The 14380-nt window shown below is 60.0% G+C and carries 11 protein-coding genes, 1 tRNA gene and 1 pseudogene; 8 read left to right on the top strand and 5 right to left on the bottom strand.

The annotated features are described in order from the left end of the window. Nucleotides 1-31: 31 nt before the first annotated feature. The 3 genes from KHU30_RS06435 to KHU30_RS06425 all read right to left on the bottom strand — a co-directional run bounded on the left by KHU30_RS06435 (nt 32) and on the right by KHU30_RS06425 (nt 6003). Nucleotides 32-1474: an efflux transporter outer membrane subunit gene (locus tag KHU30_RS06435; RefSeq protein ID WP_211441740.1), complete on the bottom strand. Its 1443-nt coding sequence runs from the start codon at nt 1472-1474 to the stop codon at nt 32-34. Between the two features lie 2 nt (nt 1475-1476). Continuing rightward, entirely contained in the window at nt 1477-4710 is a 3234-nt protein-coding gene (locus KHU30_RS06430; protein WP_211441739.1) for an efflux RND transporter permease subunit, read from the bottom strand. An 81-nt stretch (nt 4711-4791) separates the two neighbouring features. Then, nucleotides 4792-6003 (bottom strand): efflux RND transporter periplasmic adaptor subunit, encoded by a 1212-nt coding sequence (locus KHU30_RS06425; protein WP_211441738.1) that lies wholly within the window; start codon nt 6001-6003, stop codon nt 4792-4794. Between the two features lie 441 nt (nt 6004-6444). Between KHU30_RS06425 and KHU30_RS06420 the strand changes: the two genes are divergently transcribed. The 3 genes from KHU30_RS06420 (at nt 6445) to KHU30_RS06410 (ending at nt 8187) form a co-directional block, all read left to right on the top strand. After that, nucleotides 6445-7068: a TetR/AcrR family transcriptional regulator gene (locus tag KHU30_RS06420; RefSeq protein ID WP_211441737.1), complete on the top strand. Its 624-nt coding sequence runs from the start codon at nt 6445-6447 to the stop codon at nt 7066-7068. Between the two features lie 394 nt (nt 7069-7462). Next, nucleotides 7463-7939 (top strand): transposase, encoded by a 477-nt coding sequence (locus tag KHU30_RS06415; protein WP_211441736.1) that lies wholly within the window; start codon nt 7463-7465, stop codon nt 7937-7939. Nucleotides 7940-8111: 172 nt separating this feature from the next. Beyond that, a tRNA-Lys gene (locus tag KHU30_RS06410) sits at nt 8112-8187 on the top strand. A gap of 273 nt (nt 8188-8460) precedes the next feature. Here KHU30_RS06410 and KHU30_RS06405 read toward each other — a convergent pair. Then, nucleotides 8461-9171, bottom strand: coding sequence for an autoinducer binding domain-containing protein (locus KHU30_RS06405; RefSeq protein ID WP_211441735.1), 711 nt, complete (start codon nt 9169-9171; stop codon nt 8461-8463). A 117-nt stretch (nt 9172-9288) separates the two neighbouring features. Further along, nucleotides 9289-9667 (bottom strand): annotated as a pseudogene (locus KHU30_RS06400) (integrase core domain-containing protein); the annotation flags it as partial. Between the two features lie 842 nt (nt 9668-10509). Here KHU30_RS06400 and fabG point away from each other — a divergent pair. Genes fabG through KHU30_RS06375 form a run of 5 tightly spaced genes read left to right on the top strand, consistent with a single transcriptional unit; the run spans nt 10510 to nt 14362 of the window. Continuing rightward, entirely contained in the window at nt 10510-11265 is a 756-nt protein-coding gene (fabG, locus tag KHU30_RS06395) for a 3-oxoacyl-[acyl-carrier-protein] reductase (protein WP_211441734.1), read from the top strand. Between the two features lie 13 nt (nt 11266-11278). Beyond that, entirely contained in the window at nt 11279-11698 is a 420-nt protein-coding gene (locus KHU30_RS06390) for an ApeI family dehydratase (protein ID WP_211441733.1), read from the top strand. Further along, on the top strand, nt 11688-12179 hold the full coding sequence (locus tag KHU30_RS06385; RefSeq protein ID WP_211441732.1) for a hotdog family protein: 492 nt from the start codon (nt 11688-11690) through the stop codon (nt 12177-12179). Before KHU30_RS06390 ends, KHU30_RS06385 begins: the two co-directional genes overlap by 11 nt. After that, the gene (locus KHU30_RS06380; RefSeq protein ID WP_211441731.1) at nt 12172-13416 is read left to right on the top strand and encodes a beta-ketoacyl synthase N-terminal-like domain-containing protein; all 1245 of its coding nucleotides are present in this window, start codon (nt 12172-12174) and stop codon (nt 13414-13416) included. Before KHU30_RS06385 ends, KHU30_RS06380 begins: the two co-directional genes overlap by 8 nt. Further along, nucleotides 13409-14362: a beta-ketoacyl synthase N-terminal-like domain-containing protein gene (locus KHU30_RS06375; protein ID WP_211441730.1), complete on the top strand. Its 954-nt coding sequence runs from the start codon at nt 13409-13411 to the stop codon at nt 14360-14362. The genes KHU30_RS06380 and KHU30_RS06375 overlap by 8 nt, the downstream gene beginning before the upstream one ends. Nucleotides 14363-14380 lie beyond the last annotated feature (18 nt).

Raw genomic sequence — 14380 nt, 5'->3', positions numbered from 1 at the left:
GGCATCGCCATTTTCATGCGGACAGATTCGCTTACCGGGCCGCCAGCGCGGCAGGCGTTGCGGCAGCGGCAGAAGTGCCCCAGCCGCCGCCGAGCGCCCGTATCAGGCCCACCGACGCCACCGCCCGCTGGCCGACGCTCTGGCTCTTGGCGCGTTGTGCGGAGAGGCTGGAGCGCTGGGCGTCGATCACTTCAAAATAGCTGGTCGAGCCGTTGCGGTAGCGCGAATCGGCCAGGCGTGCGGCCAGCTGCGCCGATTTCACGGCGTCTTCCTGGAAGCGGATCTGGTTATCCAGCGTACGCATCGCGCTCAGGTTGTCCTCCACATCCTGGAAGCCGACCAGTACCTGCTGCCTGTAATTGGCCACTACCGATTCATAGTTAGCATCGGCCTTGGCCAGGTTAGCCTTGTTGCGGCCGCCATCGAGCAGGGGCAGGTTCAGCACGCTGCCCACCAGCGGGCCCAGCATCCAGCTGCGGCTGGACCACTGGAACAGGTTGTGCAGCGCATCCGAGGCGAAGCCGCCGGAAGCGGTCAGCACCAGGCTCGGGAAAAAGCCGGCCTTGGCGACGCCGATGCGGGCGCTGGCGGCCGCCAGCTGGCGCTGCGCCTGGGCGATATCCGGGCGCCGTTCCAGCAGGTCGGATGGCAGGCCGGGCGGCACGCTGACCGTTACCGGCTGCAACGGCGCAGTGGCCAGGGTGAACTGGGCCGGCGCCTTGCCGAGCAGGATCGCCAACGCATGGTCGCGCTGGGCGCGGCTGCGGCTGACGCCTTCCTGTTCAGCCTGGGTCACCGACAGCTCGGTCTGGGCTTGCGCCACATCCAGTTCGCTGGTGTCGCCGGCATCGTAGCGATGCTGCACCAGTCGCAGGTTTTCCTGGCGCAGCTTGATGGTTTGCTGCAGCACGTCGAGTTCCGAATCGAGCGAGCGGATCGCGAAATACTGCTGGGCGACGTCGGCCTGCAGCGCCAGCAGCACCGAGCGATACGCTGCTTCCTGCCCTTCGGCATCGAGGCGGGCGGCGCGGCTGCTGTCCGACAGGCGGCCGAACAGGTCGACCTCATAGGAGGCGCCCAGCTGCGCCTGCCATTGGGTGGAGGTGGCGCTGGCGGTGCCCTGGCGGGTCGGGCCGAAGGCGGCGCCCAGATGGAAGGCGCGATCGGCATCGGCCAGGCCGGCGGTGGCGCGCGCTTCCTTGACGCGCGCCAGGGCCATGACCAGGGTCGGGCTGGACTGGGTAGCGTCGGTGATCAGCTTGCTGAGTTCGGCATCGCCGAACACCGACCACCAGGCGCCGCGGTCGGCGGCGTCGGCGGGTTGCGCCACTTTCCAGCTGCCGTCCAGCGCTGCCGCTTCGCGATACTGGGCCGGCATGTCGACCGCGACCTGTTCCGGCGGTTTGGTGGTGGAGCAGCCGGCCAGCACCAGCGCCGCCATCATTGCAGTCAGTTTCAAGTTAAAGCTTTTCATGTTCAGATTCCTTCAATTTGCGCGGTGCTGGCAATCGCAGGCGTGACGCTGCCGTGCGGAGCAGGGGCCGGGCCGGTGTAGGCTTCGGATTCATGCTTGCCGGTTGTCCAGCGCGATGCCAGGGTGCGCAACAGTACGTAAAAGATCGGCGTCAGGAACAGGCCGAAAGCCGTCACCCCGATCATTCCCGAGAACACCGCCACGCCCATCGCATGGCGCATTTCGGCGCCCGCACCGGAAGACAGGATCAGCGGCACGACACCGGCGATAAAGGCGATCGAGGTCATCAGGATAGGCCGCAGGCGCAGGCGGGCAGCTTCGATCGCCGCTGCGTAGATGGAACGGCCCTGCAGCTCCAGCTCATGGGCGAACTCGACAATCAGGATGGCGTTCTTGCACGCCAGCCCGACCAGCACGATCAAGCTGATCTGGGTGAAGATGTTGTTGTCGCCCCGTGTCAGCCAGACGCCGGCAATCGCCGACAGGATCCCCATCGGCACGATCAGCAGCACCGCCAGCGGCAAGGTCAGGCTTTCATACTGCGCTGCGAGCACGAAGAACACCAGCAGGATCGACAGCGGCAAGATGATGAACAGGGTATTGCCGGCGATCTTGTCCTGGTAAGTGATTTCGGTCCATTCGTAGCTGATGCCGCGCGGCAGGGTCTCGGCCGCGATGCGTTCCACCACCGCCTGCGCCTGGCCGGTGCTGTAGCCTGGCGCCGGGCCGCCGTTGACGTCGGCCGAGGGGAAGGCGTTGTAGCGCACTGCCTGGTCGGGGCCGTAGCTTTGCGTCATTTTCAGCAACGAGGACAGCGGCACCATTTCGCCCTTGTCGTTGCGCGCTTTCAGCAAGCCGATATCTTCGGCATGGGCGCGGAACGGCGCATCAGCCTGGACCCGTACCTGGAAGGTGCGGCCGAACTTGTTGAAATCGTTCACGTACAAGGAGCCCAGGTAGATCTGCAAGGTATCGAACACCGAAGGGATGGACACCCCCAGCTGCTGGGCGCGGACACGGTCGACGTCGGCGTACAGCTGCGGCACGTTGATCTGGAAACTGGAGAACATGCCAGCCAGTTCCGGCGCCTGGTGCGCTTTCGCCATGAAGGCTTGCAGGGCATCGTTCAAGGCCTGGTTGCCCAGCGCGCCACGGTCTTCGATCTGCAGCTTGAAGCCGCCGATGGTGCCCAGCCCCTGTACCGGCGGCGGTGGGAACACGGCGATGAAGGCGCCCTGGATGGCCGAGAATTTCTGGTTCAGCTGCTGCGCAATCGCTTCGCCGCTTTGGTCGGCGCTGCGGCGTTCGTCGAACGGCTTCAGCGTGGTGAACACGATGCCGGAGTTCGGGCTGTTGACGAAACCGTTGATCGACAGGCCGGGGAAGGCCACGGCCGATTCCACGCCAGGCTGTTTCAGCGCGATCTCGGACATCTTGCGCATCACGTCCTCGGTGCGGTCGAGCGAGGCAGCGTCCGGCAGCTGGGCGAAGCCGACCAGGTACTGCTTGTCCTGCGCCGGGATGAAGCCGTTCGGCACGGTGTGGAACAGCAGCATGGTCAGGCCGATCAGCACGGCATACACGCCGAGTGCCGCGGTCTTGCGTTTCAGGATGCCGGTGACGCCTTCGCCGTACGAGGTCGAGCCGCGGTGGAAGACCTTGTTGAACACCGAAAAGAAGCCGCCGAAGACACGGTCGATAGCGCGCTGGAAGCCGTCCTTCTTGGCGCCGTGGCCTTTCAGCAGCAGCGCGGCCAGGGCAGGCGACAGGGTCAGCGAGTTGAAGGCCGAGATCACGGTCGAGATGGCGATGGTCAGGGCGAACTGCTTGAAGAATTCGCCGGTGAGGCCGCTGACGAAAGCCAAAGGCACAAACACCGCGCACAGGGTCAGGGCAATCGCCACGATCGGTCCCGATACTTCGCGCATCGCCTTGTAGGTGGCTTCCTTGGCGGACAAGCCGTTTTCGATATTGCGCTCGACGTTTTCCACCACCACGATGGCGTCATCGACCACGATCCCGATCGCCAGCACCAGCCCGAACAGGCTCAGCGCGTTGATCGAAAAGCCCAGGCCCATCATCACCGCAAACGTGCCGATGACCGAGACCGGCACCGCCAGCAGCGGGATGATCGAGGCGCGCCAGGTCTGCAGGAAGATGATGACCACGATCACCACCAGCAGGATCGCTTCCAGCAGGGTATGCACCACGGCTTCGATAGAAGAACGGACGAACTGGGTCGGATCGTAGACGATCTTGTAGTCGACGCCTTCCGGCATGTCTTTCTTCAGCTCGGCCATGGTGGCGCGGACGTTGTCGGAAATTTCCAGGGCGTTGGAGCCGGGCGCCTGGAAAATCGGAATTGCGACCGCCTGCTTGTTGTCGAGCAGCGAGCGCAAGGCGTATTCGCTGGCGCCGAGCTCGATGCGCGCCACGTCTTTCAGATAGGTCACCACGCCGTCGGGCGAGGTGCGGATGACGATGTTGCCGAACTCTTCTTCATTGGCCAGGCGGCCGCGGGCGTTCACCGAGATCTGGTAATTGACGCCAGGGACGGCAGGCGAGGCGCCGATCACGCCGGCGGCGACATTGACGTTCTGCTCGCGGATGGCGTTCACCACATCGGTGGCGGCCAGGCCGCGCTCAGCCACCTTGCGCGGATCGAGCCAGACCCGCATCGAATAGTCGCCGGAGCCGAACAGTTGCACCGAGCCGATCCCGGGCAGGCGCGCCAGCCGGTCCTTGACGTTCAGCACCGCGTAGTTGCGCAGGTAGGCCATGTCGTAGCGGTCGTTGGGCGACAGCAAGTGCACCACCATGGTCAGGTTGGGCGAGCTCTTGACGGTGGTCACGCCCAGCCGCTGCACCACATCCGGCAAGCGCGGCAGCGCCTGGTTGACGCGGTTCTGCACCAGCTGTTGCGCCAGGTCGGGCGAGGTGCCGAGCTTGAAGGTAATGGTCAGCGTCATCAGGCCGTCGGATGTGGCCTGCGAAGACATGTAGAGCATGCCTTCGACGCCGTTGATCTGCTCTTCGATCGGCGTGGCGACGGTTTCCGCGATGGTTTGCGGATTGGCGCCCGGATACTGCGCCTTGACGATGACGGATGGCGGAATCACTTCCGGGTACTCGGAAATCGGCAGGCTGAGCATGGAAATGAGGCCGCCGATCAGGATGATCGCAGATAGCACGCCCGCAAAGATCGGGCGGTCGATAAAGAATTTAGAAATATTCATGGTGTTGGGCTCTGCTGTGTTTTGGCGTCGCTGCGATGTGCGATCGTTCTGATATCGCTCTGGAAATCGTCGGCGCCCTTGTTATTTAGCTGCGGCCACGGCCAGTGCATTCTTCGCTGGCGCGAGTAACTCACCGTCCATGGCCACCGTCACCGGTGTGACTGTGTCGTTCGGCCGGATCCGCTGCAGGCCGTTGACGACGATCCGTTCATCCTTCTTGAGGCCGGAGCGCACGATCCGCAGGCCGTCGACGATCGGGCCCAGCTTGATCGTGCGATAAGAGACCTTGTTGTCGGCGCCCAGCACCATGACGTACTTCTTGTCCTGGTCGGTGCCGACCGCCTTGTCGTCGATCAGCACGGCGGTCTCTGCCGCCGCGCCGCCGGTGCGCACGCGGGCGTACATGCCGGGCGTCAGGGTGCCGTTCGGGTTATCGAACACTGCGCGCACCCGCATCGTGCCGGAGGCGGTATCGAGGCGGTTATCGAAAGCCTTGATCTGGCCCTGGTGCGGATAGCCGTCTTCGCTCGCCAGGCCGATGGACACCGGCAGGTTCTTGACGCCGGAATTGCCGACCGCGCCGTTGGCGGCGTAGCGGATATAGGTCTGCTCATCGACCTCAAAGTTGACGTATACCGGCGATACCGACACCACGGTGGTCAGGGCAGGGGAGCTGACGCCGGCCCCGACCAGGTTGCCGACCGTGATCTCGGCGCGCGAGACGCGGCCGCTGACCGGCGCCGTGATCGCCGTGTACTGCAGGTTCAGGCGCGCGCTCAGCACCGCCGCTTCCGCCGCTTTCAGGCTGGCGTCGGCTTCCAGCAGGGCGTTGTTGCGCTGGTCCAGTTCACGCTGCGCTACCGCGTGTTCTTCGATCAGGCGGCTGGTGCGCGCCAGTTCGGTCTTGGCCAAGGACAAGCCGGCCTGGGCGCCGGCCTGGGTCGCCACCGCACGCGCCAGTTCGGCTTGATAAGGGCGCGGGTCGATGGTGAACAGCAGGTCGCCTTTCTTGACCAGCTGGCCTTCCTGGAAATGCACGGCGTCGATGGTGCCGGAGATGCGCGGACGTATTTCCACGCGCTCGATGGCTTCCACCCGTCCGGAAAAATCATCCCATTCGGTGACTGATTTTTCCAGCACCGAGGCTACCGAAACCGATGCCGCTGCCTGCGGCGGGCTGGCCGGCTTGGCGGCGCGGCTGGTGAGGGTGACAGTGCCCGCAGCGGCGAGGATGACAATGCCGACGGCGATGGCAATGGCTTTGCGAGAGAGTAAAGGTGTCGAAGTGTGCATTTGGGGCCCCTGGTAACGATAAACGAGACGAAAAAATAAACTGCAAAAAAGAAAGCTGGTAAAGAAAGCAGGGTGAGCCGCGATCTGGAATCGATAGCCTGCTTGGCTGCTACTGCATTCCGGCCGGATTCGGGAAGAGGTGGTTGGGAAGATCAGAGCAATTGCTGTAAATCACGATTAGCAATATAGAGGTGGCGAGCCGTCGGCCGATAGCCGCTTACTGCACACTTCTTGTCTGATCCTCCAAATCCATCCTGCAATCTCTGTCCAAAGGCAAAAAGCGGCCGGGCAATACGCCAAACTTGATTCTGTGAGACACTAAAATTTCCATGTAGCCACATTTAAGGCCGGATACTCATAATTAAATAGCGATCACTACGAATTAGAGTGTGACTCTAGCGGGCTTGTTTTCCGCTGTCAAGTGGTTTAATATCGATCACTATGGAAATGACACAAGACAAGCCGCGCAAGAAGCCCGGCCGCCCTTTATCCTTCGATAGGGAGCAGGCGCTGGAAAGCGCGATGCTGGTTTTCTGGCGCTACGGCTACGAGGCGACCTCGCTCAACGATCTCACTAGCGCCATGGGAATCACCCCGCCCAGCCTGTACACGGCTTTCGGCGACAAGGAACGCTTGTTCCTGGAAGCGGTGGAATATTATCTGCAGAAGAAACCCTGCTTTTTCGCCTCGATCGCGGCCGAAGCCCTGACCGCCAAGGAAAGCATTCGCAGTTACCTGGAAGTGATCGCCGTCTCGCAAAGCGACCCCAATCAGCCGCCCGGCTGCATGGTGGTCACCTCGGCCACCAATTGCACTGCGGCCTCGTCCCATGTGCAGGAAGTGCTGGCGGAATACCGCATGCAGATGGAGAGCGGCATCAAGGTACGCCTGGATCGCGGCATCAGCGAAGGCGACCTGGCGGCCGATACCGATACCGCCGCGCTGGCCAGCTTTTTCGTGACCGTCATCCACGGCATGTCGACCCAGGCGCGCGACAACGCCAGCCGCGAGAAGCTGCTGGCAATCGGCGCGCAGGCGATGCGCGCCTGGCCGGATCCGGCTTGAGCGCGGTTTGCATCAGATCCTGACAGCAGGCCCGGTACTTTCCCTTCCATCCGGTCATGGCTTGCGCCTGGCCGTGACTCGCTGCGCTGCGCGTGGCGTTTTCAGCCCTCCTGGCGGCTCCTGCCGGCGGCTTTTCCCCGCACCTCGCTGATCGTTGAATCCCCCAGTCTCGCGGCTGATGCCGGCGGCGGCACGTGCTGACGTGACGCTTGCATTTTCAGACCGGTCCTACATTAATTGATATGACGGGTGGCTAGAATGATAAGCCTGGGTCTCAGTCGTATCGCTATGCAGTTTGTCTCCCTGGCGGCAGAACTAGTCGCTATCGATGGCAGATTGAAGCGATCACGAAAAGAGGCGTTTTGCGCAAGCAAGAATTTTTCTAGAGGCTGTCATGATGAATCAGGTGCAAAGACATGAAATCAAACTTCGGGATGGTCAATGGCAAAAGCTGGAGCCGCTGCTTACCGGCAAGTCGACCGACCCCGGAGCCCGCGCAAAAAACAACCGGCTGTTCATCGAAGCTGTGCTCTGGATCGTGCTGAACAAAAGCCTGTGGCGCAATCTGCCGCAGCGGTTCGGCAATTCCAGTACGGCGTACATGCGCTTCCGGCGCTGGACCGAATGCGATTTCTGGCGCCAGCTGACGCGCAGCAGGCTGGAAGACGAGGAGCTGCTGCAGATGCTGGAGCAGATTGCCGAGTACGGCGATATGTATACGCAGCGCATCGAACAGCGTTTGGCAAGAAAAGCCAAGAAGACCATCTATAAATCCGCCATCAATGCAGCCAAGTCGATCAAGCCGAGCCAGCGCACGCAGCTTGCATCGGAGGAGTCCACCTTGCATTGGGTCGGGCTGGTGACGCCGTAGAAATCGCTCAAGATCGGCGCGGATGCTGGTTTTCGGGGTGATGGGCCTTGAATTTGGCGGCCGAAAACGGGCTCCCGCAAGGCCGGAAACAACATCATTTTTCGGCCTCGATAGAAATTTATGCGAAGAGCTAGTAAAAATAATAAACAGCAGCTATAATTCGTCCCCTGTTGGGGCGTTAGCTCAGCTGGTAGAGCAGCGGACTCTTAATCCGTAGGTCGAGTGTTCGAATCACTCACGCCCCACCAACAGAACATTAGCAAGTGCCAGTAGATAAAAAGGGCTTCCGAAAGGAAGCCCTTTTTGCTTTGCGCGGTAGGTGCCTGGTGTGTGCCGAATAATCACCCAAGCCGGATTCATTATGTGCCCTGACTGACGGCTTCAAGCACTCCTGCCAATTCGTGCAGCCCTGCGGCAGACACGTGAACATGCTTCATTGCGGCGGCGCTTCAACTTCAATTGAAATGATGCCTGCGGATCGTGCATCTGCTTGCCGCCGCATTAGTTCCTATCGCGCCACTCTATAAGAGTCCCATTACCACAGCCATCACTACCGCCGCGGTCCTGTTGGTCACATTGAGTTTCGTAATTGCATTTTTGATATGGAAATTGACGGTGTGTTCCGATATGGACAAGATCAAGCCGATTTCTGCCGAAGTCTTGCCGTCCCCGATCCATTTCAGGGCCTCCGCTTCACGCGGAGTGATCGGGCTGTTTGGGCCGTTGGTCAATGTCGGCATGATATGCCGCGACATGTTCAAGTGGGCCGCTTGCGCCAGCCAATTCATTTGCGAACTCTTGTGCTGCAATTCGGCCTCGGTGAGCAATTCTGCAGAGCGAGCTAAAGTCAGTATTCCAAAGATCCCGTTCCTTTCGATGCAGGATTTCGCCCAACCGAAGCGAAGGCCGAATGATTGCGCTTCACTCCACAACTCTGGTGAATTTGCGAACATCTCATCCGACCAGACCATGGCTTGGGTCGAACTCTGTCCATGCCTGACCGTAGGGTCTTGCAGAACGTAATCCCGTTCCCTATACATGTTCTGCCAAGTCTCTGGGTAATTGTTGAGCAAGGTGGCCTGTCGATTAAACAGTGGATAGCTCACCCTCAAACCATATGCGCAGTATTCGAAACCAAGTGCACGTGCGCTTTCCGCCAATTCAGCGAAGCACTCGTTCGCGTCATGGCCGCCATTGATTAAGTTTAGAATATCTTCTTGCCAATTTTTCATTGATTGAACCAGCCTGTGCTCATAACTAAAGGGGACCCATCTATCAAGACAATTTTTCGGCGAGTTTGAGTTGTGTCCGTTTCCAATGCTGCAGCTGGTCGGCGCTGCCCCGTGATGCTATTTTTTCGCGCTGCTATATCTTTCGACGATCAGCGCCCACCGCCCACCACCAATCCCGCTGAGATAGCCGTTGGCCGGCGTCCGGTAAACAAGGGATGGGTGCGGTCGCTTTGCGTTTAGAACCCGAAGTATTGCGTCAATCCCGCCATCGGCTCATCCATGCTGGCGTAGTCTTTCAAGTGCACATCCTCGTGCTTCACGTTGCGCCACAAGCGCTCGACGAAGATGTTGTCCAAGACGCGCCCGCGCCTGTCCATGCCAATGATCACGCCTTCGCGCTTGAGCACGTCCTTAAAGGCGGTGCTCGTGAACTGCGAACTCTGTCGCTGTTGAATACCTCGGGCTTGCCATGCTCGCGCAGAGCGTCTTCAATGTCAATACCGAACCGAAAATTACCAAACTGCGCGTTAAAAGTGTACCAATCCGGATTAATAAGTGGAGTCGTTGAGGCCTGGATTCTTCTCTTTTCAATTCACATTTCAATACCGTCTGCCTCTATTAGCGCTTGATAGCGCTAACATGTGTCGCAAAAAAATTCCATCGCGTTGCAGGCACGAGACATGCTCCCAAGTCAGGCTGCAAGATTGCGCAGGCCGACCACGTGCATGATGACATTCTGAGGACGCCTGTGCATGGGATTTCTCCTTGGCGCTTATGTGCTGGCGTGATCCCGGATTTGCTTCTGGCACTGCCTTGCCATGCCTTTGTTAGCGTCAGATCTCCGCTCCGTGGATAGCAAAAAAACTGATTCGTTAGCGCCTCCTTCCCGTGCATTCATTTTCTTTCCCATCGATTGCAATCGCTTCACGCCTGACATCTTGAGACGCATTGTGCGCCCTCCAAAATTTGGTAGCTATCGCTGCCGACGCTAATCGTTGAAGATCGCCCTGTTCCCGATTTAAGGAAGTCGCTGTTAGGGAGTTTCATTGGACGGGCATATGCAGAAATACGCCCAGGTACAGCTCGCTGAACCTGGGTGAGTTGAGTCCAATTGAATCCTGCTTGCGTCGCGATGGATGGATTTCTTTCTCAATGCCTGTTGAATTGTTCAGCGCAGCCGCCTTCCATTGACGACGCCACAAATTGATGCTCGCAACAGCATCGAAAGAGGTTGCGACTGTGCCCTTTCGGCCAGATAAGAATTGAGTTGTCCCCTTCAGTGACAAGGTCGCTGGGCAAGGCATCTATTTGGGATGCTGTGACATATGGAGAATGTTAATGACAGACGGTGATATCAAATCTAATCCTGTTGCTCTGGTGAGCGGCGGATCGCGTGGAATAGGAAAGGCAATTTGCATCGCGCTGGCGCAAGCCGGCTACAACATCGCATATTGCTACCGCACTGCCGGAGACGCGGCGCTGGAGACGCAACGTCAATGCGAGCAATTCGGCGTGCAGGTATCGGCCACGCAATGTGACGTTTCCGATGGAAGTGCTTGCAACGATTGGCTCAAGTTGACGACCGCTCGTTTCGGCAAGATCGACGTGCTGGTCAACAGCGCGGGCATCAATCGAGATGTCGGCTTGGTGAGCATGTCTCCGAACGACTGGTCAGAGGTCATCAATATCAATTTGAACGGCGTGTTCAATTTGAGCAGGGCGGCGATATTCCATTTCATCAAGAACCGCGCCGGTACGATCGTCAATATTTCATCGGTATCGGGTGTATACGGCAATGCCACGCAGACCAATTACTCCGCGGCCAAAGCTGGAATCATCGGTTTTTCAAAAGCACTGGCGAAGGAAGTTGCCGGTTACGGCATCCGGGTCAATGTGGTTGCTCCCGGTTTCATCGAAACCGATATGACCGCGGCGTTGTCCGAAAAAGCCGCTGCCGCCATGCTGCTCCGTATTCCATTGAAACGATTCGGTCGATCCGAGGAAGTTGCATCCATGGTCCGGTTCCTGGCGTCAGAGCACGCTGCCTATGTCACGGGCCAGGTATTCCAGGTGGATGGCGGGATCACCATCTGATCGGAACTGACGCATGACGACGACAAAATCATTCCATCAAGCCCGCGCGATTCGCACATTCGAGCAATGGCATTGCCATGCCGACGGCGATTGGGAGTTTGAATGGAAATTCAAGCCGGATGACGTGGCCTTTCAAGGTCATTTCCCGCAGCAGTCACTGCTCCCAGGCGTATTCCTGCTGGAGATGTCGCAACGCGCCGCCGAATTTGCGCTGCTTCGGAATGGTTTCGTACGCCCCAGGCTGCTGCGCGTTGAACGCTTTCGTTTTTTTCAGCCGATCATGCCGGGCGACGTCTGTGTGCTGAAACTAGATTGGGAATCGTCTTTGCTAAATCACTCCATCCAGGTTGGATTGCTCTTCGAAAAACTTGGAGAGCGCGTGGCGCAGGGCCGAGTCACCATGGTGTGCGGAGGAGCAGTCGATGAACTTTGATGCGGCGCATATCCTGCATGTCATGCCACAGCGTTATCCGATGCTGCTGATAGATCGCTTCGAGGCGCTGCCGGATCCCGAGCGCGGACTGGCGTTCAAGAATATTACGTTGAACGAACCCTGCTATCAGCACGTCCAGGGCACGCCTGTCGCCGACGAGATGCTGGCCTATCCCTTGGCATTGCTGCTCGAGTCGTTCGGCCAGGGAGTGGGTTTGCTGCTGTCGCAACAAGGGTTCCTGGCGCAGACGCAAGAACAGTGGGCGGTGGTATTCGGTGAATTCATCGGTGTTGAGGTCAAGGGCGAGGCTTACCCTGGCGATCGCCTGCGCCACGAAATCAAGCTGGACCTGGTCAGCGCGACAATGGCCGTGGCCAGCGGCGAGACCAGGGTTGGCGAGCGCAGTATCGTTTCCTATCGCAGCGTCAAGGTGTTTCGCGTACCCCATGCGACGCTGGTCAGGGAGCTCAGCGATGCGTGAGGCCTCCCAGTTGCATGATCTTGTTTCGACGGAACCGCTGGCGATGGTGGTCGGGCTGGGCGCTGTGTCGCCCATTGGAGACTGCGTTGCCGAATTCTGGGATGCGCTGTTCCAGCAGCCTGCAGATCCCACTGTCGAGGCCATTGCCGGCTTTCCCGAACAAGACCAGACGCCGCGCCATGCCTACGCCATGCCGGCCCATCACGTCGGATGCGAAGTACGCGGCTGCCAAGCCAGCCGCTTCGAGAGCATTGTGGCGGGTGCGATCGAAGAGGCCTTGGCCGATGCCGGATGGGACGATGTGGCAGATGAGGACTTGGTGCTTGGTTTTGTCCTTGGCACCGCTGCCGGCGATACCGAAATTGCGGAGAGCCTGCGCTGCGGGGGCGGCGTGCCACGCTTCGCAGAGCACAACAGCTATCGCTTGCTGGATCGCGTGGGCGAATTGACCGGCCGTGATTTTTCGGGACCGATGTTTGCGATGAGCAACGCTTGTTCCGCCGGCTTGTATGCCTTGACGCAGGCAGCCGAACTGATCGCTAGCGGATCTGTCGACGCCATGTGCGTGGTCAGCGCCGACGTGCTTTCCCGCGTGACCCAGGCCAGCTTCCATCGCATGACGGCATTGGACCCTGAGCGCTGCCGGCCGTTTGATGCGGACCGGCAGGGCACGGTGTTCGGCGAAGGTGCGGCGGCAATGCTGTTGGTGTCGCCTGCCGTGGCCAAGCGCCTGGAGCGCCGTGCATATTGCCAGGTACGCGCATACGGCGCCAGTTGCGATGCGTTTCATCCGACCTCGCCGCAGCCCCAGGGGCGCGACATCGGCTTGGCGATCAAGCGTGCGCTCGAGAACGGCCGCGTCAGCAGCGAACAGATTCAGTTGATGTTCCCGCACGGGACGGGAACTCCCATGAACGACCGCATAGAAAGCGACATGATCGAGCAGCTGTTTGATTGTTCTGCCGACGATTTTCACGTGCTGCCGATCAAGGCGCACATCGGACACTGCGCTGGCGCGTCGGGCAATTTTGCGGCGCTCGTCGCGGCCAAGGCAATCTCATTGCGTACGGCTCCGCCGACCCTGCACATACGCGTGCCTGATCCGGATTTGCCGCTGCCGTTTCCAAAGACCGCAATCAGCCTGGCGCAAGCGCCGGCGGTGCGGGTCCTGGTCAACGCCTATGCCTTTGGCGGAAGCAATATTTCAATATTGCTGGAGGCGCCTGGCCATGGCTGATGTTTATTTCGGATCCATGGCGGTGCTGGCTCCCGGCGTCTCGCATAACTGGAGTGCAGGGCAGGCCATGCTCAGCTTCGACCGGCCGGCCGCGCCGTGGAGCGCGGCTTGGTTCGATGCCAAGCAGCAGCTGCCCGGTGTCAAGCATCGCTATTTGAATGACGCCTCGCGCTATAGCCTCGCTGCCTCCCTGTCTTGTCTGCGGTCCAGTCCGTCACTCGAGTGGCATGGGGCCGCGGAAGAGCGCCGTGGCGTGATCGTTGGAACCGCCGTGGCTGATTACGCGGTGCGCGAGCACTATGACAGCAGTGTGCTGAGCGGGGAGACCGATGGGCTCAACGCGATATCGTCGCCCAACGTCTCCGCCAATATTGCGTCCGCCCACGTTTCGATTGCATGCCATGCGCGGGCGTTCGCCACTACGCTTACTTCGCCCTTCCTGGCGGGCTTTGAAAGCTTGGCGGTCGGCTTTATGGCAGTGCGCTCCGGCCGCGCCGACGCCGTGCTGGCCATCGCGGCGGAGGAAGCCCTGCCTGCTGCCGATGACCAGCGGATTACCCCGGGCGCGATCGCCTGCGGCTTGCAGCGCCAACCGTCGACGGCTGGCCGCCGTCTTGTCGATGTCTGCTGGGGGCGTCATCAGCCATCCTCGGCGCGCCTGGCGAAGGATGCGGAGCGCTTCCTCGCTGCGATCGCGGCTGACGGGACGCAGGTGCCGGATTGGATTGTGATACGAGACAGATCAACACCAGCTGCGAACACTGCTCGCACCTGGCTGCAGCATGCGCGACGCGCCGGAGTAGCCGTCACGCCGCGCGAGCTGCTGATTGAAGAAGCAGGAACCGTTGGACCGTTGCTCGCGGCGATCAGCATGATCACCGACGGCAAGCAAGTAGTTTTGTCAGTGATTTACCAGAGCCGTTATGTCGTACTTTTCATAGCCTAATTAACCACCATCAAAGAA

Origin of the sequence: Collimonas humicola (assembly GCF_018304945.1) — a bacterium.
Lineage (GTDB): Bacteria > Pseudomonadota > Gammaproteobacteria > Burkholderiales > Burkholderiaceae_D > Collimonas > Collimonas humicola.
The sequence above is the reverse complement of the archived record's forward strand: the minus strand, read 5'-3'. Positions and strand labels throughout refer to the sequence as shown.

Coding starts and splice junctions, on each gene's coding strand:
- KHU30_RS06435 (WP_211441740.1), bottom strand. CDS start 1,474: ATGAAAAGCTTTAACTTGAAACTGACTGCAATGATGGCGGCGCTGGTG.
- KHU30_RS06430 (WP_211441739.1), bottom strand. CDS start 4,710: ATGAATATTTCTAAATTCTTTATCGACCGCCCGATCTTTGCGGGCGTG.
- KHU30_RS06425 (WP_211441738.1), bottom strand. CDS start 6,003: ATGCACACTTCGACACCTTTACTCTCTCGCAAAGCCATTGCCATCGCC.
- KHU30_RS06420 (WP_211441737.1), top strand. CDS start 6,445: ATGGAAATGACACAAGACAAGCCGCGCAAGAAGCCCGGCCGCCCTTTA.
- KHU30_RS06415 (WP_211441736.1), top strand. CDS start 7,463: ATGATGAATCAGGTGCAAAGACATGAAATCAAACTTCGGGATGGTCAA.
- KHU30_RS06405 (WP_211441735.1), bottom strand. CDS start 9,171: ATGAAAAATTGGCAAGAAGATATTCTAAACTTAATCAATGGCGGCCAT.
- fabG (WP_211441734.1), top strand. CDS start 10,510: ATGACAGACGGTGATATCAAATCTAATCCTGTTGCTCTGGTGAGCGGC.
- KHU30_RS06390 (WP_211441733.1), top strand. CDS start 11,279: ATGACGACGACAAAATCATTCCATCAAGCCCGCGCGATTCGCACATTC.
- KHU30_RS06385 (WP_211441732.1), top strand. CDS start 11,688: ATGAACTTTGATGCGGCGCATATCCTGCATGTCATGCCACAGCGTTAT.
- KHU30_RS06380 (WP_211441731.1), top strand. CDS start 12,172: ATGCGTGAGGCCTCCCAGTTGCATGATCTTGTTTCGACGGAACCGCTG.
- KHU30_RS06375 (WP_211441730.1), top strand. CDS start 13,409: ATGGCTGATGTTTATTTCGGATCCATGGCGGTGCTGGCTCCCGGCGTC.